The sequence below is a fragment of the Methylogaea oryzae genome (assembly GCF_019669985.1).
In the GTDB taxonomy this organism is placed as follows: domain Bacteria; phylum Pseudomonadota; class Gammaproteobacteria; order Methylococcales; family Methylococcaceae; genus Methylogaea; species Methylogaea oryzae.
Window position 1 is genome coordinate 1066238 of record NZ_AP019782.1, and the last position, 18198, is coordinate 1084435.

17 protein-coding genes are annotated in these 18198 nt (G+C 64.5%); 1 reads left to right on the top strand and 16 read right to left on the bottom strand.

From position 1 onward, the window contains the following. Positions 1 to 4: 4 nt before the first annotated feature. The 15 genes from panD to K5607_RS05245 all read right to left on the bottom strand — a co-directional run bounded on the left by panD (position 5) and on the right by K5607_RS05245 (position 15303). Positions 5 to 385: an aspartate 1-decarboxylase gene (gene panD / locus K5607_RS05175; RefSeq protein ID WP_054774782.1), complete on the bottom strand. Its 381-nt coding sequence runs from the start codon at positions 383 to 385 to the stop codon at positions 5 to 7. A 138-nt stretch (positions 386 to 523) separates the two neighbouring features. Further along, positions 524 to 2461, bottom strand: coding sequence for a TonB-dependent receptor (locus tag K5607_RS05180; RefSeq protein WP_221048406.1), 1938 nt, complete (start codon positions 2459 to 2461; stop codon positions 524 to 526). A 93-nt stretch (positions 2462 to 2554) separates the two neighbouring features. Further along, positions 2555 to 3709, bottom strand: a complete 1155-nt coding sequence (locus K5607_RS05185) for a GGDEF domain-containing protein (RefSeq protein ID WP_221048407.1) — start codon at positions 3707 to 3709, stop codon at positions 2555 to 2557. 106 nt (positions 3710 to 3815) lie between these two features. Then, positions 3816 to 5033 carry a GGDEF domain-containing protein gene (locus tag K5607_RS05190; protein ID WP_221048408.1) on the bottom strand — a complete coding sequence of 406 codons (1218 nt, stop codon included), beginning with the start codon at positions 5031 to 5033 and terminating at the stop codon, positions 3816 to 3818. An 85-nt stretch (positions 5034 to 5118) separates the two neighbouring features. Beyond that, complete coding sequence (panC, locus tag K5607_RS05195; RefSeq protein ID WP_054774650.1) at positions 5119 to 5967, bottom strand: pantoate--beta-alanine ligase; 849 nt, start codon at positions 5965 to 5967, stop codon at positions 5119 to 5121. Between the two features lie 145 nt (positions 5968 to 6112). Beyond that, on the bottom strand, positions 6113 to 6913 hold the full coding sequence (gene panB / locus K5607_RS05200; protein ID WP_221048409.1) for a 3-methyl-2-oxobutanoate hydroxymethyltransferase: 801 nt from the start codon (positions 6911 to 6913) through the stop codon (positions 6113 to 6115). Beyond that, positions 6910 to 7416, bottom strand: a complete 507-nt coding sequence (folK, locus tag K5607_RS05205; RefSeq protein ID WP_054775079.1) for a 2-amino-4-hydroxy-6-hydroxymethyldihydropteridine diphosphokinase — start codon at positions 7414 to 7416, stop codon at positions 6910 to 6912. The genes panB and folK overlap by 4 nt, the downstream gene beginning before the upstream one ends. Next, positions 7397 to 8818 carry a polynucleotide adenylyltransferase PcnB gene (gene pcnB, locus K5607_RS05210; protein ID WP_221048883.1) on the bottom strand — a complete coding sequence of 474 codons (1422 nt, stop codon included), beginning with the start codon at positions 8816 to 8818 and terminating at the stop codon, positions 7397 to 7399. The genes folK and pcnB overlap by 20 nt, the downstream gene beginning before the upstream one ends. Positions 8819 to 8852: 34 nt before the next feature. After that, positions 8853 to 10061 carry a glycosyltransferase gene (locus K5607_RS05215; RefSeq protein ID WP_221048410.1) on the bottom strand — a complete coding sequence of 403 codons (1209 nt, stop codon included), beginning with the start codon at positions 10059 to 10061 and terminating at the stop codon, positions 8853 to 8855. Between the two features lie 74 nt (positions 10062 to 10135). Then, on the bottom strand, positions 10136 to 10903 hold the full coding sequence (locus tag K5607_RS05220) for a sensor histidine kinase (RefSeq protein WP_054774660.1): 768 nt from the start codon (positions 10901 to 10903) through the stop codon (positions 10136 to 10138). Positions 10904 to 11034: 131 nt separating this feature from the next. After that, positions 11035 to 11403, bottom strand: coding sequence for a diacylglycerol kinase (locus K5607_RS05225; RefSeq protein ID WP_054774661.1), 369 nt, complete (start codon positions 11401 to 11403; stop codon positions 11035 to 11037). Between the two features lie 98 nt (positions 11404 to 11501). Next, positions 11502 to 12656, bottom strand: coding sequence for a glycosyltransferase family 4 protein (locus tag K5607_RS05230; RefSeq protein WP_221048411.1), 1155 nt, complete (start codon positions 12654 to 12656; stop codon positions 11502 to 11504). Positions 12657 to 12701: 45 nt separating this feature from the next. Further along, on the bottom strand, positions 12702 to 13511 hold the full coding sequence (locus K5607_RS05235; RefSeq protein WP_221048412.1) for a UDP-2,3-diacylglucosamine diphosphatase: 810 nt from the start codon (positions 13509 to 13511) through the stop codon (positions 12702 to 12704). A 234-nt stretch (positions 13512 to 13745) separates the two neighbouring features. After that, entirely contained in the window at positions 13746 to 14537 is a 792-nt protein-coding gene (locus K5607_RS05240; protein WP_221048413.1) for a lysophospholipid acyltransferase family protein, read from the bottom strand. Then, positions 14503 to 15303 (bottom strand): GNAT family N-acetyltransferase, encoded by an 801-nt coding sequence (locus K5607_RS05245; RefSeq protein WP_221048414.1) that lies wholly within the window; start codon positions 15301 to 15303, stop codon positions 14503 to 14505. The genes K5607_RS05240 and K5607_RS05245 overlap by 35 nt, the downstream gene beginning before the upstream one ends. Before the next feature lie 177 nt (positions 15304 to 15480). On the opposite strand from K5607_RS05245, the gene K5607_RS05250 reads away from it, so the two are divergent. Then, positions 15481 to 17355: a GGDEF domain-containing protein gene (locus tag K5607_RS05250; RefSeq protein ID WP_221048415.1), complete on the top strand. Its 1875-nt coding sequence runs from the start codon at positions 15481 to 15483 to the stop codon at positions 17353 to 17355. A gap of 16 nt (positions 17356 to 17371) precedes the next feature. Here the strand turns inward: K5607_RS05250 and K5607_RS05255 are convergent, their stop codons facing one another. Continuing rightward, complete coding sequence (locus K5607_RS05255) at positions 17372 to 18160, bottom strand: RMD1 family protein (protein ID WP_054773962.1); 789 nt, start codon at positions 18158 to 18160, stop codon at positions 17372 to 17374. Positions 18161 to 18198: the final 38 nt, after the last annotated feature.

Sequence of the window (18198 nt, forward strand, 5' to 3'; positions counted from 1 at the left end):
GCGTTTAAGCGGCTTGGACGGGGATGGAGCGCGCGACGCGGGTGGAGCGGTTGTGCTCGTCCACGTAGACCAGGGTGGGGGAATAGTTGAGCAGCTCCGCTTGGCTCAAGCCCACGTAGGCGGCGATGATGACAATGTCGTTGGGTGCGGCCAAGCGGGCGGCGGCGCCGTTGACGGAAATGGTGCCGGAACCTTCTTCGGCGCGGATGGCGTAAGTGGTGAAGCGTTCGCCGTTGTTGACGTTGTAAATTTGGATTTGCTCGTATTCGCGGATGCCCGACAGGTCGAGCAATTTGCCGTCTATGGCGCAGGAGCCTTCGTATTCCAGCTCGGAGTGGGTTACACGCACCCTGTGCAACTTGGCTTTGAGCATCGTGGTATGCATACACGTCGCCTGTAGGGCTAGCAGAAGCAGTCCATTATCTTCAATTGTCCAGGGGCTGGCAACTTGCCGCAGGGCGCCCCGGCGGCATTTGATTGTTTAATCATAGGCGACAATGGTTCCTGCGCCCGAGCGGCGATTTCACAGCGCGGCGTGGAAACCGGCGTAGACGGCCGCCCCGGGATAGCCGAAGCCGCGCAACTCCTCGGTGCGTTCGCTGTTCAGGTTTTCCCCCCGCACGTACAGTTTCAGCTTGGGCGAAACGCGGTAGTCCACTTGCGCGTTGAGCCGGGGGGCGGGTTTGTTGTGCACGGTGTTGTTGAGGTCGAACCAGTAGGCGTCGCGGAAGGTCAGTTCCACGCGCAGGGATATCGGCTGGGTCACGCGGAATTCGTTCCAAAATTGTCCTTGGTGTTCGGGACGGATCGGCACTTTTCCGCCGGTGACGGTGTTGCGGGCGTCCATGAAAGTGTAGGTCAGGCCGCTGCTCCAGTCGTCGGACCAGGCGTGCCGGGTTTGCACTTCCGCGCCCCACACGCGGGCGTCAGCCACATTGCCGGCGCGGGTGACGCCGGTGGCGGAGTTGTATTGCTGGGTGATCAGGTTTTGGTAGTGCTGATAATAACCGCTCAGGTTGAACTCGGTTTTTTCCGCCGCCTGCCAGCGCCAGCCCACTTCGCCGCCGGCGTTGCGCTCCGGTTTTAAATTGTTGTTGCCGAACAGCGGGTGCAGGCGCTCGTTCACCGCCGGCGGGCGATAGCCGATGCCGCCCTTGGTCCACAGCGTCATGTCTTGGCGCATGCGCCAGCCGCCGCCCAGATTGAAGACCGTATGGTCGCCGTATTGGTCGTTGTGGTCGAAGCGGGCTTCGGCGTTGGCCAGCCAGTCGCCGATTTCGGTTTCGGCGCGGACCAGGGGGCTGACCGTGGTGTGGGTGGCGATCACGTTGCTGAGCGCGCTGTCGGCGTGCTGCTGCTGGGCGTCCACGCCCCACACCAGGCGCAGGGCGTCTTTGGGGCCGGTGTCCAAGGCGATGCGGTGGGCGTTTTCCCAGCGGCCCAGCCACAATTGGCTGGTGAGGTCCATGGAAAAGCGCCGGTTGCCGATGCGCCCGAGGGCGCCGCTTTCCCGGTCTTTGGTGTAACCGACTTGCAGCGTGCTGTCCCAGGCGTCGGTTACCGAATAGCGGCCGCGGCTTTGCGCTACCCAGGTTTCGCCGATGTTGAGCCCTTTGGGGTCGTCCCTCCATCCGACCGTGCCGTTGGGCATCAGGCCGGGGCCGTCCGTTTGCTCGCGGCTACGCACGAAGTAGAAAGAACTGTCCAGTTTGCCCCGCTCGAAATCCTTGTCCCAACGCAACAAGCCGTTGGTCATTTGGTAGTCGTCCCGCTCCCGTCCGCCGTTTTGCGGGCCGGCTTGGCTGATGCCGTCGAAAATGTCCGCCCGGCCGGCGACCACCGTCCAGTTGCCCAGCCCGTTTTGCAAACCGCCGCCCAGATTGGTGCGGACCGTGCCGTAGCTGCCGCCTTCCAAGTGCAGGAAAGCTTCCTTGTCGCTCAAGCGTCGGCTTTGCAGGTGGATCGCGCCGCCGAGGGTGCGGCTGCCGCGCCGGTCGCCGCCGGGGCCGCGGGTGACGTCCACTTGGTCGAAGGCGTCCAGGGGGAAATGGCTCAAGGGAAAAAAGCCGGCGAAATTGCCGAACAGGGGAATGCCGTCCAGCGTGACCAAACCCTGGCCGCCGCTGGCGCCCCGCAGGCTGATGCCGCTGGTGGTGCCCTGGCCGGCCTGGGTTAAAACCAAGCCGCTTTGATTGCGCAAGCCGCTGTGCAGGTCGGCCTTACCGCCGGCTTCGAGGTCCGCCCGGATAAGGCTGGTGTTTTGGCCGATTTCGTTGGAGGGCGCGAGTTGCGCTTGGTTGTCGCGCACGTTCACCGTGGGGAGTACCGTTGCGTTGTCGCCCTGGGCGAGGGCGCTCAGCCCCATGCCGCCCAAGAGCAGCGCCAGCTTGGCCAGGCTATTCGGGCAGGGGCGGGTTCCAGCGGCGGCGATGGCATTCATCAGGGGATTCGCTTTTTTCATTGTTCTGGTGCGATGGTTTCGTGCGAGTCCTTTCGTGGCAACGGATCGGGAGGCTTATTATTCCACGAGTACGGGCGCGGCTGTCAGCGCGTTTTACCCGGCGGCCACCACCCGGTTGCGGCCGCCGGTTTTCGCGGCATAGAGCGCCGCGTCGGCGGCTCGCGTCAGGCTGGCGGCGTCGTTGCCGTGCTTGCCGAGCGCCGCGATGCCGACGGAGGCGCTGACGTGCAAGGTTTCGCCTTCCACCTCGATGGCGGAGGCTTCCAGGTCGCGGCGCAGGCGTTCGCCGATTTCCAGCGCGGTGGCGAGGTCGGCGTCTGGCGCCACCAGGGCGAATTCTTCGCCGCCGATGCGGGCGAAGTCGTCGTTGCCGCGGGTCGCGGCGCGGCCCAGCTCGGCGAAATGGCGAAGCACTTGATCCCCGGCGGCGTGGCCGTAGCGGTCGTTGATTTGCTTGAAATGATCCAAATCGAACAGGAGCAGGCTCAATGCCGTGCCGCCGCGGCCGGCGTCCGCGATGTTGGCCGCCAGGCGGGTGTCGAACGCGCGCCGGTTGGCCAAGCCGGTCAATGGGTCCTGCAAGGCGAACCGGCTGAGTTCGTTGCGTGAGCGGTTGGCCGTCAGCAGCACATAGCCGAAGGTATCGGTGATGAGCAGCACGATTGCGCCAAGCCAGCCGAACGATTGCAATTGGCTGGCATCGAAAAACGCCACGGTGTCTCTTTCATAAAGCAGGGTCAGCGTCGCGTGGCTGACATAAAAAATCACCTTCAACGTGTAGGACAGGGCGAGCGTTGCGGTGCCCAGATAGCCGTCGCGTTTGCCGATGCGCCAAAGGGCCGGGAGGGCCAGGCTTTTGGTGATCGCGATCAAGCCGGCCATGACGACCCAGCGATAGGCGAGGGAGTTGTGCACCAGGGTGAAATAGGTGTGGTTGACGATCAATATGCCGATGAGCGCCAGCGGGATGCGCCAGTTCAACCGCCGGCCGGAGAAGATGTAGATGCCGTTCAGCATGGCGAGCATGCCGCCCAGGGTGATGGCGTTGCCGGCGATGACGCTGACCAATTCGGGGATTTTTCCCCGCAGCACGAGGATCGTGAGCCCGGCCGCGACGGCCGACAGCCCCGCCGCCCACCAGCCGGGGCCGCGCAAGGGGCGGTGCAGCCACCAGTTGCAGCAAATGACCAGGATGGCCGTGAGGTGCAGCGTGGCGAAAATGATCCCGATGGTGGGGGTGTGGAGCATGGGGCCTTAACGTGGAGTGAGTGCGAGCCACGCTAAAGCCTAGGTGATAACCCGCTAAATTCCAGGGGCGGCCGCGTCCGGCGGGCAAGCGCCCCGGCCTGCGCCGTCAGGAGGGCGCGGTAGCCGGCAGCGGGGACATGGCGCTAGCCTCCGAACTGGGCGCCGTTTGCTCGCGGGCGGCGACGACTTGGTTGCGTCCGCCGGTTTTGGCGGCATAGAGGGCGGAGTCGGCGGCGCGGGTCAGCGTGGCGGCGTCGCGGCCGTGGGCGCCCAGGGTGGCGACGCCGACCGAAGTGGTCGCCCGCAGCGTTTGGCCGTCCAGTTCGATGGCGGACGCCTCCAATTGGGTGCGCAGGCGCTCGCCAATTTCCAGGGCGACGGCAAGGTCGGCTCCCGGCGCCAGCAGGGCGAATTCTTCGCCGCCGATACGGGCGAAATCGTCGTTGCCGCGGGTGATGCCGCGGCCCAGCGCGGCGAAGTGCCTGAGCAGGTCGTCCCCGGCTTGATGGCCGTGGACGTCGTTGATGCGCTTGAAATAATCCAAGTCGAACAGCAGCAGGCTCAACGGCGTGCCGTTGCGGTTGGCGGCGGCGATCTGCGCTTGCAGCCGGTTGTCGAAAACGCGCCGGTTGGCCAGCCCGGTCAGCGGGTCTTGCAAGGCGAAGCGGCTCAATTCCGCCCGCGAGCGGTTGGCCGACAGCATCACATACCCGAAAGTGTTCACCATCAGGAGGATGATGATGGTCAATACGCCTCTCGGTTGCAGTTGGCTGAAGTCGCCCAAACGCGTGAGGTGCGGCTCGTAGAGCAGCGTCATGCCGGCGTGGCCGAGATAAAAAAAGATTTCCGAGGTGGAGGAGATCACCAGCAGCATCGTGCCCCAGCGGCCGTCCCGCTTGCCGATACGCCAAAGGGCGGCCAAGGCCAGGCACTTAATGGTTGCGATCACGCAGGCCGTTACCAGCCAGCGGTAGGTCATGGAGTTGTCGATCAGGGAGAAATAACTGTTGTTGACCAGCACCACCGACAGGAGCGCCGCCGGAATGCGCCAATCCAGCTTGCGGTCGGCGAACACGTACAAGCCGTTCAGCATGATGAGCAGTCCGCTCATGATGGTCGCGCTGCCGCCGACGATGCTCAGCAGGTCCGGAATCCTGTCCCGCAGCACGAAGAGCGTCGCACCGAGGGTGTTGACCGCCGTGCCCGCCGCCCACCAGCCTGGCCCGCGCATCGGCCGGTGCAGCCACCAATTGGAGCAGTGCACTAGGATCGCCGTTGTTAGCAGCGCGGCGAAAACGGCTACCAGGGTAGGGGTGTGGAGCATGGGGCTGACGAGAGCGGGTGTGGGGGAATTGTACTCCGTTGCAGGGCCGATAGCGGGCCGGGGGGCGGGAATCGTTCGCGCGGATTCAGGCCTGGAGGCGGATGTTGTCGATCAACCGCGCTTTTCCCAGCCGCGCCGCCGCCAAGATCACGAGGTCGGTGTCGCCGGGGGCGGGGCGGGACAAGTCGCCGGCCTGGCGTATGGCCAGGTAGTCCGGCGCGAAACCGGCCTGCCGCAGTTCGGCCAGGTGGTGGGATTCCAACCGGGCGAAATCGGTATCGCCGGCGCGGATGGCGGCGGCGGTTCGTTGCAGGATTTGGTACAGGCGCGGCGCGACGGCGCGTTCTTCCGCCGACAGATAGCCGTTGCGGGAACTCAGCGCCAAGCCGTCGGCGTCGCGCACCGTGGCGACGCCGCGGATGGACACGGGCAGGTTCAAGTCCTCAACCATGCGGCGGATCACGGCCAGCTGCTGGTAGTCCTTCTCGCCGAACAGGGTCATGTCCGGCTGCACCAGGTTGAACAGCTTGCATACCACCGTCGCCACGCCGCGGAAGTGGCCGGGGCGGAACTTGCCGCACAACTCCTCCGACAATCCCGGCACCTCGACGAAGGTGGCGGGGCGGCCCAGGGATGGATAGATCTCTTCCACCGCCGGCAGGAACAGCAGATCCAGTCCGGCCGCTTCCAGCTTGGCGGCATCCTCCTGCGGCGTGCGCGGATAAGCGCCGAAATCCTCGCCTTCCCCGAACTGGGTGGGATTGACGAAAATGCTCGCCACCACCTTGTCCGCCAGTTGGCGCGCTTCCTCCACCAGGCGGATGTGTCCGGCGTGCAGATTGCCCATGGTGGGCACGAAACCGACGGTCAAGCCTTGGCGGCGCCAGGCGTTGACGGAGTCGCGGAGTTGGGCGGCGGTTTGGAGGGTTTGCATGAGGCGTCGATGGGTTGGGCGGATCGGGCGAGTCGAAGCCGGTGGCGGAACCGATTAGCGTTCCGCGTTACGGGCGAATAATTTTGTATTGCTGGCGGGCCGGCCTCGGTTTTGCCGTGCTTGCCCGGCCGAATGGGCCAATGCCTCAATAACTGTGTTCCGCTGCGGGGAAACTGCCGTCGCGCACCGCCGTCGCATAAGCCGTGATCGCGCCGGCGATGCTGCCGCCGTCCCGCAGGAAGTCCCGGCAGAAACGCGGCATTCTGGGATTTAGCCCCAGCATGTCGTGCAGCACCAGCACCTGGCCGTCGCAGCCGGGGCCGGCGCCAATGCCGATGGTGGGGATGGTGAGCTGGGCGCTGATTTCCGCCGCCAGGGTGGCGGGAATGCATTCCAACACCAACAGGCTGGCGCCGGCTTCTTCCAGCAAGCTGGCGTCTTCGATGAGCCGTTCCGCGTCTTTCTCTGTCACGCCTTGCACTTTGTAGCCGCCCAGGCGCAGTACGGACTGGGGCAGCAGGCCCAGGTGGGCGCACACCGGGACGCCTTGCTCGGTGAGGTGGCGCACCGCGGCGATCCGCGAGCGGCCGCCTTCCAGCTTGACCATGCGTGCGCCGCCTTCCTGGATCAGCCGGGCGGCGCCGGCAGCGGCCTGGTCCGGCGTGGCGTAGGTCATGAAGGGCAGGTCGGCGATGACCAGGGCGCGGCGGCAGGCGCGGCTGACGGCGGCGGAATGGTAGGCCATGTGGTCCAAAGTCACCGGCAGGGTGGTGTCGTGGCCCTGGATCACCATGCCGAGGGAGTCGCCCACCAGGATCAGGTCCACGCCCGCTTCGTCCATGACGCGGGCGAAGCCGGCGTCGTAGGCGGTGAGGCAGGCGATCTTTTCGCCGCGCTGTTTCATGGCGGCCAGTTGGGGGACGGTGACGGGTTTTGCGTCTGTCATGAGTCGATGCGGATCAAGGTGTCGGCAGGCTGGGCGGCGGCCAAATCCCGCACCAAGCCCTTGCCGGGAATATTCAGCTCCGGCGCGATCTCCAGCAGGGGCAGCAGCACGAAAGCCCGTTCCGCTGCGCCGACGTGGGGCACGGTCAAATCGGCCGTGGCGATTTGTTGCTGGCCGTACAGCAGGATGTCCAGGTCCAGGGTGCGCGGTCCCCAGCGTTCGCCCAGGCGTACCCGGCCTTGGCTGTTTTCGATGGCTTGCAGGGCGTGCAACAAGGCGTGGGGTTCCAGGGTGGTGGACACCGCCATGACGGCGTTGACGTAATCGGGCTGGTCGGCCGGCCCCATGGGCGGGTTGCGATACAGGCCGGAAAAGGCCAACTCGGCGATGCCTTCGGTTTGGGCGATGGCGGCGCGGGCGCGACGGATTTGGCCGACGGGGTCTTGCAGGTTGCTGCCCAGCCCGATGTAAGCCGCGATCGGCTTAGCTGTTGGCTGAGTCATGGGGCTTGCGGGCGCCGGGGCCGCGCCGGCGCGGCCGGCGTTTTTTGCCGGCTCCGCCGCCGCCGCCGCCGGTTTTCTGGCCGGAGGCCATGGCTTTTTGCTCGGCTTCGCCGGCGGCCTGGAAGCGGGTCCACCATTCCGCCAGTTCCGGCTCGGCGCTGCCGGTTTGGGCGCGCAGCACGAGGAAGTCGTAGGCGGCGCGGAAGCGCGGATGGGTCAGCAGGCGGAACGGCCGGCCGCCGTTGCGGGCTTTGAAGCGGGGCTGCAGCTGCCAAACATCGCGCATGGGCTGGCTGATGCTGCGCGGGTAAGCGGTGTAGTCCGCTTGTTCGTCGGTGACGTCGGCGGAGGCTTCCTGGTAGGCGATGATTTCGTGCACCCCCTTGGCGATAGCCGCTTCCGCCTGGATGCGCACCGGTTCCCACAGCAGGGCGGCGAACAGGAAATAGGGCGCCACCGGCTTGTCTTCGGCGATGCGCTTATCGGTGTTTTCCAGCGCCTTGGCGACGAAGGTGAGCGGGTAGGCGTTGTCTTCCAGGCTCAGGCACTCGTCGGTGAGGGGGAACAGTTGGTGGAACAGGTCGTAATGGCGCAGCTGCTCGAAATTCTGCAGGGCGTAGCCGGACAGGAACAGCTTGACCACTTCGTCGTAAAGCCGCGCCGCGGGGATGCCGCCCAGCAGGGGGGCCAGCCGGGGCAAAGGCTCGGCGCAGCTGGGGTGGATGAGGAAGCCCAGCTTGGTGGCGAAGCGCACGGCGCGCAGCATGCGCACCGGGTCTTCGTGGTAGCGCTTTTCCGGGTCGCCGATCAGGCGCAGGGTGCCGGCCTTGTGGTCGTCCATGCCGCCGACGAAGTCCACCACCGAGAAATCCTGGATGTTGTAGTAAAGCGCGTTGACGGTGAAATCGCGCCGCCAAGCGTCTTCTTCGATGGTGCCGTAGATGTTGTCGCGCAGGATGCGGCCGTTTTCCACCACGCGGTCGCCGCCTTCGTCCTCTTCCGTGGCCAGGGCGCGGAAGGTGGCCACTTCGATGATTTCGCGGCCGAAATGCACGTGGGCCAGGCGGAAGCGGCGGCCGATCAAGCGGCAGTTGCGGAACACGTTTTTGATTTGTTCGGGATGGGCGTCCGTAACCACGTCGAAATCTTTCGGTTCGCGGCCCAGTTGCAAGTCGCGCACACAGCCGCCCACCAAATAAGCCTGGTAGCCGGCCTTGCGCAGCCGGTACAAAACTTTCAGGGCGTTTTCGCTGATTTGCGAACGGGATATGCCGTGTTCCGGGCGCGCGTATACCCTGGGGAGGGTGGAGCCGGCTTGGGGCGCTGCTTGCTCGCCCTTGCGGAACAGTTTTTTGACGAAACCTAAGATGGCCGAAAGTCCTTGCGATGGAAGGGGATTAATCCCCTGCCATCATAGCATTAGCGCCGCTGACTGCTCAATTGTCGGCTTCGCCCGCCGGCGCCAGCGTGGCGGAGGGCAGGGCGCGGTGGGCGGCTTCGGCGATGGTTTTGCGGTAAAACTCCAGCATGCGGTGGGCCAAACCGGCGGCGGACCACTGGCGGGCGTAGGCCTGTCCAGCCTCTCCCAGCGCGCGGCGCAGCTCGGGATCGCGCAGCAGGGCGATGGCCTTGCCGGCGAATTCTTCGACGTCCTCGCTGGCGATATGCACGCCGGCGCCTTCGCTCAATACCGACTTGGCGCCCATTTCCGCCGTGGAAACCAGCGGCACGGCCTGGGCCATGGCTTCCAGCAGCACCAGGCCTTGGGTTTCCGTGCGCGAGGAGAAAACGAACAAGTCGGCGCAGCGGTAGCAATCGCGCAGCTCCGTGTTGCGGTCCAGGTAGCCGATGAATTGGACATGGCCTTCCAGTCCCAGGCGCTGGGTGTCGCTGCGCAGCGATTCCTGGGCCGGGCCTTCGCCGGCGATGACGAACAACACGTCGGGAATGTCCTGCCGCACCCGCTCGGTGACTTTCAGCAAAAAGCCGATGTTTTTTTCGTGGGCCACGCGGCCGACGAACAGCAGCACCGGCCGTTGCGCCGGGATGCCGTGCTTGGCGCGAAAGTCGTCGCCGTCGCCCAGCTCGAAGCGATCCGGCTCCAGGCCGGTAGGGACGATTTCCGCCGGGGTGGGGATGCCGTAATGGCGCAACACGTCCAGCATGGGCCGCGACGGCGCGATCAGGCCTTGCAGCTGATTGCACTGGTGCCGGGCGAACCAGCGCGCCAAGTAACGCATCACCGGGCGCGGCAGCAGCGGCAGGTAGTGGTAGAAATACTCTTCGAAGTGGGTGTGGTAGGTCTCCACGCGGGGTATGCCCAGCTCGCGGGACAGGCGCAGGCCCAGGTAATGGGCCACGAACGGCGTCTGGATGTGGATGATGTCGAAATTCTCCCGCCGCAGCTGGTCCAAATGGCGCAGGGCGTGGCCGTAGCGCATCAAACGGTCTTCCGGATCCATGAACAGGTAGTGGGAGGACACGCGCAGGATGTGGTTTTCGTCCTCGCTGGGAATGAAGTAGTCCGGTGCGATGAGCCAGACTTTATGGCCTTGGGCCAGGAATTCCCGGCGGAAAGTGTCGATGGAGGTGGAAACGCCGTTGACCCGGGGAAAAAACACGTCGGAAACAAAAAGTATGTTCATCGTTGGCCTGAGTTGAGGGTGAATTTTTGCTTTCGGCGGGACGATGGCACACGGTTTTCCGGGCGTGCGCGGCGCTAGGCGGCTTGGGCCGCCCGCAGCAGGTCTCCGCAGATTTCGAACGGCACGGCGGGCAGCGTCATGGCGAACGTGGCGCCCTTGTTTTCCAGCCCGTCGAGGATTTCCAAGCGTCCCTTGTGGGCATGCACCACCCTGACGGCGTTGTACAAGCCGTAGCCGCTGCCGGTATGGCTCCAGGCATTGCCCGAGGACTGGGCGAATTTTTCGAAAATGGCGGCGCGTTCCTGCTCCGGCACGCCCGGGCCGTTGTCGGCGACGAGTATCGACACGATATCTTTGTCGTTGGTGTCGATATAGACCCGCACAATGCCGTCCTCGCCGACGAATTTGAGCGCGTTGGAAATGAGATTGTTCACGGCGAAATTGCGTATTTGCTGAATATCCCAGTAGACATATCTCGGCAACGCTCCCACCGATACCGCGAAATCGATGTTGCGGCTTTTCGCTTCGGCCTGGAAAGTCCTTTCCAGCATGGAGGCGCGTTCCAATAATTCCTGTTTGGTGATGACCGTCGGCATCATGGGTTGTTTCCCCGCCTGGATACGGGCCGCCGTCAGCATATTGCTGATCAGGGCGAGCATGTCCTTGCTGAGGTTCTCCACCATTTTCAGGTCTTCCAATACTTCCAAAGGCGCGCCGTCTTCGGCGTCGTGGGCGAGTATTCCGGTTTTGATTAATTCGACGAATCCGATAATGGCGTTCAACGGCGATTTCAGGTCGTGGGAAACCGAGGCGACATAATCAAAGTCACTGGTTAATGACATCGTTTCCTCCTTGGGGCTGAATAATGAGTTCGTCTTTCGACGAAAGCACGATCCATGCCGTTCCATACGGCTCGTCCCGGCGCCCCGTATCCCCCGGCGCGCGCGGCTGTTCCGCGGCGCATTCGGGGCGGTTAGGTGAATAAAACGCTGGCCCATACCAGAGCGACGTTGACCAGGCTCATGAACACCGCCGCGCTGCCGATGTCCTTGGCGCGTTTGGCGAGGCGGTGGTGATCCAGGGATATGCGGTCGACGGTGGCTTCCACCGCCGAGTTGAGCAGCTCCACCACCAGCACGGTGATGACCGAAAACACCATCAAGGCCCGCGCCAACGGCGACACGTCCAGGTAGAAAGCCAGGGGCACCAGGATGACCGCCAGCAGCACTTCCTGGCGGAAGGCATCTTCGTTTTTATAAGCGGAGCGCAGGCCGGCCAGGGTGTAGCCGAAAGCGTTCCACAGCCGGCGCAGGCCGGTTTTGCCTTTGTAAGGACTTTCCATCGACTCGATTTGCCTTTCTTGGGGTTGAGGGGGCGGCGCTGCGGACCGGTCCGGGCCGCGCCGGGGCAGCAGCATGGAGCGGGGCGGTTGGTGCGAGCTCAAGCGCTGCTTCCTTGGCCTTGGCGCGCGGCGTCTTCCACCGTGCGGGTGAATTGATCCAGCACGTGATCCCAGCCCAGGTGCACGATGTCCGAGGTCGCTTGTTTACCCAGCCGCCGCGCCAGATCCGGGTCTTCGCCCAGACGCGCCGCCAGCCGGCAGAATTCGGCGCTGTCGGCGACGGCGGCGGTGAGGCCGCTGATCCCGTGGCGCAGGAACTGCTCGGCCGCCGCATAGCGGTAGGCGACCAGCGCCAAGCCGCTGGCCATGGCTTCCACGGTGACGTTGCCGAAGGTTTCCGTCAGGCTGGCGAACAGGAACACGTCGGCCGAGGCGTAGTGCGCGCCCAGCTCCGCGCCGGTTTTGGCGCCGGCGAAGATGTGGTCGGGATGTTTTCTGCGCAGTTTCCCCAGTTGCGGGCCGTCGCCGACCCACACCATGCGGGCGTTGGGGTGCTTGGCGCGCAGCGCTTCGAAGGCGGCCGCCACCGTCTTGAGGTTCTTTTCCGGCGCTAGGCGCCCGACGTGCAAGGCCACCAGCGTGTCGTCGTCCACGCCCCAGGCGCTGCGCAGTTCGGCGCTGCGGCGCTGCGGATTGAACAATTCCGTATCGATGCCGCGGCCCAGCACGCCGACGTTGCGATAGCCGTCGGTTTGCAGCAGGTCGCGCAGGGATTCGTTGGGCACCAAGGTGCACAGGGCGTTGTTGTGGAAATGGCGCAGATAGCCCGACACGCTGCGGCGCAACCAGCCCAGGCCGTAGTGGCGGCAATATTGATGGAACTGGGTGTGGAAACTGGTGGTCACCGGAATGCCGAGCCGACGGGCGGCCTTCAGCGCGGCCCAGCCCAGGGGGCCTTCGGTGGCGATATGCACCACATCGGGGCGCTGGGATGCCCAATGACGCATCAAATGCCGTTTTACCGGCAGGCCGAAGCGCAGCCCGCCGTAACCGGGGATCGGCGCGCCGGGAACCAGCAGCTGTTCGCCGTTTTGGCCTGTTTCACCGGCGCCCCACTGGCGCGGGCGGACCACCTGGACCCGGTGCCCGTTGTTGCGCAGGCCGTTGACGATGCGGGACAGCGTCATAGCGACGCCGTTGATCTCCGGCGGCCAGGTTTCGGTAACCAGGGCGATGTTGCATAGTGCTGCCATGGGGATGGATTTCTCCGGGGACGGTGTCGGGTGGCGTCGCGCGGCTTAGTGGCCGGCGGCGACGGTCGAGGGCTCGGCGCGATCGGGGGCCAAGGCCGGCGCTTGGTCCAGCATGGCCTGCCGGTCGGCCCAGCGGAGCAGCGACAAAGTGCCGTCGTGGCTTTCGGTCAGTGCCGTGCAGCTTTCCACCCAGTCGCCGCTGTTGCCGTAGGTGATGTCGCCGATTTGTTGGATGGCAGCGTGGTGGATATGGCCGCAAATGATGCCGTCCACGCCTTTTTCCTTGGCGGCGTGCACCAAGGCTTTTTCGTAGTTGCCGATGAAGTTGACGGCGTTTTTGACCTTGTGCTTCAGGTAGGCGGACAGCGACCAATAGGGGAAACCCAGCTTGCGGCGCATGAGGTTGAACCAGCGGTTCAGCACCAGCAGCAAGTCGTAGGCTTCGCTGCCGGCCACGGCCAGCCAGCGGCTGCTGCACACCACGCCGTCGAATTCGTCGCCGTGCATGACCAGGAAGCGGCGGCCGTCGGCGCCGGTGTGTATGGCGGAGGCGTGGATTTCTATGCCGCCGAATACGGTATCGACGTAATCGCGGAAAAACTCGTCATGGTTGCCGGGAATATAAATAACCCGTATGCCGCGTTTCGCCATGCCCATCACCGTGCGCAGCAATTCCGAATGCAGCTGCGGCCAATATCCGCCGCTGCGCATTTTCCAGAAATCGATGATGTCGCCCACCAAATACAGGCAGTCGCATTCCACGCTGCGCAGAAAATCCAAAAGATATTCGGCTTTGCAGCCGCGCGTGCCTAAATGCACGTCGGAAATCCAGACAGTTCGGTAATTCAGCGCCATGGGAGTCCTCCCGCTTTGGTTTTTTTTGACACGGCAAAAGCATAAAAGGCTTGTGTGACAAGCTTGTTAATGGTCTGTGACAGTTTTGGGTAATTAACCGGCGGCGCGGGGCGGCGTTGCGGATTCTCCCCGCGCCGCGGGTTTTTCGGCCGCTTTTCCGGGCGGTATGGGCGAGGTTCGAAACGGCGTTTTTTTGTTGCGCGGAGCGGCCGGTGGATATCGGCGGCGGTAGAGTTAAAGGGCTTGGCGCGATTCTTTCGCCGGAGGCGTCGCCTCGTCCTCGACGTGTAATCGGCCGGCGATGCAAAGGCGGGCTTGCCGGGCCAATTGGTCCCGGCTGGCGGCGTTGGCGATGGGGTTGCCGTAATGCACCGAGGCGGCGATTTCCGGTTCGGCCAATAGCGCCCAGAGATGGGAGAGGAATTCGTCGTCGTCCACGAACGGTGCTTTGGCGGCGGCCGGGCCAAGGTAAGCGATGGCGACCGGCTGCACCGGCGCCTTGGCGGTGAGGGCCGCCTGAAACAGGCGGGGGTGGAACCGCAGCACCCGGTCGCCGCGGCTGGTGGTTCCTTCCGGAAACAGCACCACGGTTTCCTGGCGGCGCAACCGCCAGCAAATCTGTTCCGTCAACGAGCGAGTGGCCGCCGCGTTGCCCCGTTGGATGAACAGCGCGCCCGATTGGCGGGCCAGGTAGCCGATGACGGGCCAAGCGGCGACTTCGCTTTTCGGCACGAAGGTCAGGGGGGTGTGCATGCCCAGCACGATGACGTCGAGCCAGGAGATATGGTTGGCCGCCATGATGCCGGCGACGGACGCGTCGCCTTGGCGAACGACGCGCAACCCCAGGATGCGCGCCGCCGCGCCGCACCAGCTTTGGGTGACGCGGTCGCGGACGCGCCGCTGGCGCGCCGCGCCGAGGACCCGGCAGGCGGGCAGCAGCAGAGAAACGGCGCCGACGCCGGCGGCGAACAGCGCCGCCAGCATCAGCGACCTATGCCAGCGCCGCAATCGTGCCGCCGGGCTCATTGGCGCGCTGGCTGAGGTAGTGGCGTTCGTAACGGGCCTGCATCCGGCTCAGGGGGAGCAGCACGAACAGGTCCATGACCTTGAAGTCCGGATCCCAGCAGGGTTCCCCGCAAATCCAGGCGCCCAGGCGCAGGTAGGTTTTCAACAGCGGCGGGATGCCGCATTCGTCCCGCTGGCAGCGCATGTCCTCAGGCACCGGTAGCCGCGGCTGCACGTTGAGGCTGGCGGGTCCCAATTGTTCGGCGGCGAGCTGTTGGTAGACCGCTTCCACGGCGAAGCCGCTGGGGCCGGCCGGGATGCTGGCGCAGCCCATCAGGTAATCGTAACCGCCGGCGGCGGCGTAATCCGCCAGCACGCCCCACAGGCAGGTCAAGACGGCGCCGCCGCGGACGTTGCGGTCCACGCAGGTTCGGCCGATTTCCAGAAAACGCCCTTCCAGGCCCAACACGCCTTCCAGGCCGAATTCCCCTTCCGAGTAATAGCGGCCCAGGCGTTTGGCCTGTCGGTCGTTGAGCAATCGGGTGGTGCCGACGATGGCGCCGGTTTGATTGTCGATGACGATCAGGTGATCGCAGTGGTCGTCGATTTCGTCCCAGTCCAGGCCGTAGTGCGGCGTGTGGATGACGGCGCCCATTTCCTCGACGAAAACGCGATAACGCAGTTTTTGGGCGGCGCGCACCAGGGCGGGATCCCGCGTGACGATGGCTTCGAAACGGCGGGGACGGGCGACGCTGATGGCGTCTTGAGCGGCGGCGAGCGACGGCATGGCGAAACTCCATGGAAGTTGGCGTGCCGCAAAGATAGGGATGAAAGATGACCGCTTGGCGTCGAAGGGATTAAGGTTTTGTGACGGCGCGAGGCGGCCGGCGCGGAACATTGTCACGGCCTTGTAACATGGACGTTTTAGCATGCGCGGCAAGTTAAACTCGACCCGCCGCCTTCCATGAAACAGCTCCTGCCCCAGATGGCCACGTTTCCGCCGGAAGCGGCCCAGTCCCGCGACGCCGTCCTCGGAGAAAGCGAGATGGCGCAACTGCTCGACCGCATTTTGCGGGAGGAACAGCTAACCGCGGTTTTCCATCCCATCGTATGTCCCGGCCGGCAGGAAATTTACGGCTACGAGGGCTTGATCCGCGGCCCGGCCAATACGCCGTTCCACAACCCGATGTTCCTGTTCGAAACCGCCACCCGCCAGCAGCGGTTGCTGGAACTGGACTTCCTTTGCCGTAAAACGGTGATTCGCCGATTCGCGCGGCTGGGACTGCCGGGCAAGCTGTTTATCAACGTCAGTCCCGTGTCGCTGTTGTACGAGGATTTCGTCAACGGCCGCACCTTGCAGTACCTGGAGGCGGAGGGGTTGAATCCGGGGCGGGTGGTGATCGAAATCACCGAAACCCACCAGATCGACGACATCCACTTGATGCAGACCGCGCTGCTGCACTACCGCAGCATGGGCTTCATGGTGGCCTTGGACGACCTGGGGGCGGGCTATTCCGGCTTGACCCTGTGGTCGCAGATGAACCCGGATTTCGTCAAAATCGACCGGCATTTCGTCCAGGGCATTGACGAGGACCGGGCCAAGCGCCAGTTCGTCAAATCCATCATCGAAATCGCCCAGTCCCTGGGCTGCCGCACCGTCACCGAAGGCGTGGAAACCCGCGCGGAATACGAAGCGGTGTGCGCCTTGGGCGCCAACCTGGTGCAGGGCTATTACCTGGAGCGGCCCCATGCGGTGCCGCCCGTCGTGATCGCCCCGGAACGCCTGGCGTTCGAGGCGCCGCGTCCCATGCAGTTCAAGGCCACGGCGGAGTGCCTGTTACAGCCCCTCATGCAGGTGCCGGACGACACCCTGGTGGAGGCGGTGGACGAGCTGTTCCGTCGCCGCAAGAGCGACGCCAAGTCCGAGGATGCCATCGACGCGGCCTTGGCCGACATGGACGAGGGCGTCGGCGAGCTGATCCGTGGCCACGTGTCGTCCATCGCCGTGGTGCGCGACGGCGAGCCGCTGGGGCTGGTGCTGCGGGACGAATTCATGAACGTCTTGGCCAGCCGTTACGGCCGCGAGCTGCACGGCCGCAAGCCCATCAGCAAATTCATGACGCGGCGGGTGCTCATCGTCGACAAGGCCACGCCGCTGGAGAAGGTGAGCAAATACCTCACCAACGCCGTGGACCATTACATGGACGAATTCATCATCACCGACCAGGGCAAATGCGTGGGGCGCGGCACGCTGATCGACCTGCTGCGCCGCATCACCGACCAGCAGATTTATACGGCCCGCTACGCCAACCCGCTCACCCTGCTGCCGGGCAACGTGCTGATCCACAAGCAATTGGATCAGCTGTTGGAGGAGGGCGCGTCATTCGTGGCGGCCTATTGCGACGTGGACCACTTCAAGCCGTTCAACGACGTGTACGGCTACGCCCTGGGCGACGACATCATCCGCTGCCTGGCGGGGTTGCTGGAGGACAGCGCCGGCGAGGACGACTTTGTCGGCCACGTGGGCGGCGACGATTTCATCGTGCTGTTCAAAAGCGCCGACTGGCGCGAACGCTGCCGGCGTTTGCTGGAACAGTTCGAGGAGCGGATTCCTCTTTTCTACAATCCCCGGGACCGGGAGAACGGCGGTATCGAGACGGAAGACCGTTTCGGCATCAAGCGCCATTTCCCGTTCATGGCGCTGTCGCTGGGATTGGTCCGGGTGGACCCGGCCCAGGGCTGGACCAAGGAGCGTTTCGCCGAAAAAGTGGCCGAGGCCAAGAGGCAAGCGAAAAAGCTGGAAGGCAACGCCAGTTATCTGGTGGACGAGGCGGGTTAGGCGGCGGCCGGCACTCTCAGCCGGCCGGCCAAAAATGCAGCTTGTCCAGCAGCGTCAGCACGATTTCGATGACGATGAGCGCCACGATGTACCACTCCACCCGGTGTCCCTGGCGGTTGTTGACCAAGTCCAAATAGGTTTCGGCGATACGCCAGAGCAGGTCCAGTTTGCGCGATAGGGCCAAGTCGCGGTCGTGCAGTTCGTATTCCACCGCGAGACGCTGATAGAGCCGGTCCAGGCCGGGATCGTCCCAGGTCAACTCCGGTTTCTCGGTGATTTCCACCCGGCCCACGGTGCGCGTCAATATGCTCAGCGCTTTGCCGATTTCGTTGAGCACGTCGCGGCCGCGCCGGGGGGTGAGCCCTTGGCGCAGCTGTTCCACCAGCCGCTCGAAGCGCTCGAAGGTGCTGGCTACGGCTTTTTCGTAGTGGGACAGCACCGCGCTTTTGGCCAAGGCTTGGGCCACCATTTGCAGGCGGGCGACGCCGGTGTTGGCCAGCACCAGCCGTCCTTCGGCGTTGATCTGCTCCGGTTGGCCCGCGTCGATGACGATTTCCGTCGCTTCCAGTTCGGGCTCGTCCAGCATCCCGGTGACGAAACCGGAGATGCCGCTTAGGGTTTCCGCTTCCTCCACCGCGCTCAAGCCGAACAAAACCACCACGCCGAAGCGAAACACCACCGCCCAGCCTTGCTTGCCCGCCGCGATGGTGAGCGGCGCCAAAGCCAGTACCTGGGTTCGTTCCAGCTCGCGGATGTCGATGCGGGCCCCTAGAAACCAGGCGCGGACGCTCAGGTGTGCGGCCATGGATCAGCTCCTCGACTTCATCTTAAACGGGCCGCCGT

Excerpts from the sequence above, each read along its gene's own strand:
- K5607_RS05255 (WP_054773962.1), bottom strand. The coding sequence starts at position 18,160 with ATGGCCGCACACCTGAGCGTCCGCGCCTGGTTTCTAGGGGCCCGCATC.
- panD (WP_054774782.1), bottom strand. The coding sequence starts at position 385 with ATGCATACCACGATGCTCAAAGCCAAGTTGCACAGGGTGCGTGTAACC.
- K5607_RS05235 (WP_221048412.1), bottom strand. The coding sequence starts at position 13,511 with ATGGCGCTGAATTACCGAACTGTCTGGATTTCCGACGTGCATTTAGGC.
- K5607_RS05185 (WP_221048407.1), bottom strand. The coding sequence starts at position 3,709 with ATGCTCCACACCCCCACCATCGGGATCATTTTCGCCACGCTGCACCTC.
- folK (WP_054775079.1), bottom strand. The coding sequence starts at position 7,416 with ATGACTCAGCCAACAGCTAAGCCGATCGCGGCTTACATCGGGCTGGGC.
- K5607_RS05250 (WP_221048415.1), top strand. The coding sequence starts at position 15,481 with ATGAAACAGCTCCTGCCCCAGATGGCCACGTTTCCGCCGGAAGCGGCC.
- K5607_RS05240 (WP_221048413.1), bottom strand. The coding sequence starts at position 14,537 with ATGAGCCCGGCGGCACGATTGCGGCGCTGGCATAGGTCGCTGATGCTG.
- panC (WP_054774650.1), bottom strand. The coding sequence starts at position 5,967 with ATGCAAACCCTCCAAACCGCCGCCCAACTCCGCGACTCCGTCAACGCC.
- K5607_RS05245 (WP_221048414.1), bottom strand. The coding sequence starts at position 15,303 with ATGCCGTCGCTCGCCGCCGCTCAAGACGCCATCAGCGTCGCCCGTCCC.
- K5607_RS05220 (WP_054774660.1), bottom strand. The coding sequence starts at position 10,903 with ATGTCATTAACCAGTGACTTTGATTATGTCGCCTCGGTTTCCCACGAC.
- K5607_RS05190 (WP_221048408.1), bottom strand. The coding sequence starts at position 5,033 with ATGCTCCACACCCCTACCCTGGTAGCCGTTTTCGCCGCGCTGCTAACA.
- K5607_RS05180 (WP_221048406.1), bottom strand. The coding sequence starts at position 2,461 with ATGAAAAAAGCGAATCCCCTGATGAATGCCATCGCCGCCGCTGGAACC.
- K5607_RS05225 (WP_054774661.1), bottom strand. The coding sequence starts at position 11,403 with ATGGAAAGTCCTTACAAAGGCAAAACCGGCCTGCGCCGGCTGTGGAAC.
- panB (WP_221048409.1), bottom strand. The coding sequence starts at position 6,913 with ATGACAGACGCAAAACCCGTCACCGTCCCCCAACTGGCCGCCATGAAA.
- K5607_RS05230 (WP_221048411.1), bottom strand. The coding sequence starts at position 12,656 with ATGGCAGCACTATGCAACATCGCCCTGGTTACCGAAACCTGGCCGCCG.
- K5607_RS05215 (WP_221048410.1), bottom strand. The coding sequence starts at position 10,061 with ATGAACATACTTTTTGTTTCCGACGTGTTTTTTCCCCGGGTCAACGGC.